The organism is Xanthovirga aplysinae, assembly GCF_009711365.1.
Taxonomy (GTDB): Bacteria; Bacteroidota; Bacteroidia; order Cytophagales; family Cyclobacteriaceae; genus Xanthovirga; species Xanthovirga aplysinae.
The window spans coordinates 1-2,373 of sequence record NZ_SMMB01000559.1; the positions used below are offsets into that span (position 1 = coordinate 1).

Consider the following 2,373-nt stretch of genomic DNA (forward strand, 5'->3'; position numbering starts at 1 on the left):
GAAAGCAAAGCGTTTCCATTCTAGGTTCTGGTTTGGTTGGATCTTTATTAGCAGGGATTTTATCCAAAAAAGGATATAAAGTAAATGTATTTGAAAAAAGAGAAGATAGTCGTATTCAGTCGGTCCAAGGTGGAAGGTCTATAAACCTGGCTCTAAGTAGAAGAGGCTGGAAAGCCCTCCAGATTGTTGGTGTGGAGGAAAAGGTCCGAAAGATCAGCATTCCCATGAAAGGCCGAATGATGCACGATGAAAATGGGAACTTGGGTTTTCAACCATATGGAAAAGAGGGAGAAGCAATCTATTCAGTTTCCCGCTCCCATCTAAATGAAATATTAAACTCCACAGCGGAGCGATGGGGGGCCTCCATTTATTTTGGACAAAAGTGTCAGAAGGTGGACTTTAAAAATAATCATCTTCTGATAAAGGAATCAGATGGTACCTTAAAACATATACCCTCCGATTTAATCGTTGGTGCTGACGGTGCTTTTTCTTCTTTAAGAAAAGCCATGCAAAACACCGACCAATTCAATTATTCCCAGTTTTATTTGGCACATGGCTATAAGGAGCTATGTATACCCCCTGATGCGCAGGGAAATTTTGCTTTAGAGCCTCATGCTCTGCATATCTGGCCAAGAGGGCAATACATGCTCATCGCCTTACCTAATTTAGATAAGAGTTTTACCTGCACCTTATTTTTTCCATTCCATGGAGAAAAATCTTTTGATACTTTGAGCACCCCGAATCAAGTGGAAGAATTTTTTGCCGAAACCTTTCCAGATGCTCTCCCCTTAATGCCAACTTTAAAGGAAGACTTTTTCAATAACCCAACTTGTTCTTTAGTTACCATAAAATGTTATCCCTGGAGTAAATCAGGCAATGAGTTTTTGATTGGTGATGCTGCCCACGCTATTGTTCCTTTTTATGGACAAGGAATGAATGCTGGCTTTGAAGATTGTAGGGTCCTTTCGGAATTAATGGATCAATACCACGGAAATTGGCCTCAAATTTTAGATAAGTTTCAAGAAAGCCGCAAAATAGATGCAGATGCCATTTCAGAACTAGCCTTGCAAAACTTTATCGAAATGCGAGATAAAGTAGCTGACAAGGGATTTTTGTTAAGAAAAAAAATCGAGGCCAAATTGCATCAACAATTTCCCGAAAAATGGATTCCATTGTACTCAATGGTTACCTTCAGTGATTTGCGCTATTCAGAAGCCTTATCCATTGGTAAAAAACAGGAGAAAATCATGGATGAAGTAATGAAAACTAGCGATTTGGAAACCAAATGGGAAAGTTTAGATTTTTCAGCCATTGTAAAACAATTAGAAATTTAATCTCACAGGTTCAGGCGAATCGTCTGAACCAACCTTACTATCCCCTAATCTTCCAAATCTTCTGCCTAATAATACTTAGGCCTTTCCCCTTTCCAAAACGGTAAACCTACTATGCTGATTGAATAAAAAATTAACTGCCAATGAAAATATACTATCCTTCCAACTATTTAAAGAGCATTATTTTTACTTTTGCATGACAGGAAAGTTGTTTTCCCATTAACTCATTAGCGACAATTCAAAGACAATAAAAATGGAAAACATAAATCGATTTATTGAACAAACAAACTTAAAACCTACCCTTACCTATCAAGACATTGAAATTCTGATTAAGGAAGCCAAAGTATACCAGTTTGGCGGAGTTTGTGTACCCCCATTTTGGGTAAAAAAAGTAAGCCGAGACCTCAAGGAAGAAGACATTCAGATAGTTACTGTTATTGGATTTCCATTGGGCTATACCACTACAGAAGCCAAAATGGAAGAGGCTAGACAAGCCCTAAATGACGGTGCGACTGAATTAGATTTAGTAGTGAATATATCGGCTTTTAAATCCGGAATGCCCTGGGTAAAAATTGAAATAGCTAAACTGGCCACTCTTGCGCATGAACAGCAAGCACTTCTGAAGGTTATTATTGAAACCGCCTATCTAAATGATGAAGAGATCAAAATGCTAAGCCTACTTTGCCAAGAGGCAGGTGCTGATTTTGTAAAAACTTCTACAGGATTTGCGGGACAGGGGGCCAAAGTTGAAAATATTCGCTTAATGAGAGAAACCCTTTCTTCTAATGTGGGCATTAAAGCTTCAGGAGGGATTAAAAACCTACAACAAGCAAAGGACATGATAGAAGCAGGAGCTGACCGAATAGGTACATCTTCCGGGGTCGAGATTGTAAAAGCGGTCAGAAGCAAATAATTAATATTTTAGATTTAAAAAATAAGAATTAAGTAGAAAGGGCTATAAAGTAAACAGGGTATAATAAAAACCCAAAGGCAACATCCAAACTAAAAATTAAAAAGAACAGTAAATCAAATAGGGTAAGTG

At 38.0% G+C, this 2,373-nt stretch carries 2 protein-coding genes; both read left to right on the forward strand.

Annotation, left to right across the window (positions count from 1 at the left end; all coding sequences use genetic code 11):
* A partial coding sequence (locus tag E1171_RS02675) for an FAD-dependent oxidoreductase (RefSeq protein WP_246164129.1) occupies positions 1 to 1,334 on the forward strand: 1,334 nt, incomplete at its 5' end.
* A gap of 250 nt (positions 1,335 to 1,584) precedes the next feature.
* Positions 1,585 to 2,244, forward strand: coding sequence for a deoxyribose-phosphate aldolase (gene deoC, locus E1171_RS02680; protein WP_155203816.1), 660 nt, complete (start codon positions 1,585 to 1,587; stop codon positions 2,242 to 2,244).
* The last annotated feature ends 129 nt before the right edge of the window (positions 2,245 to 2,373 follow it).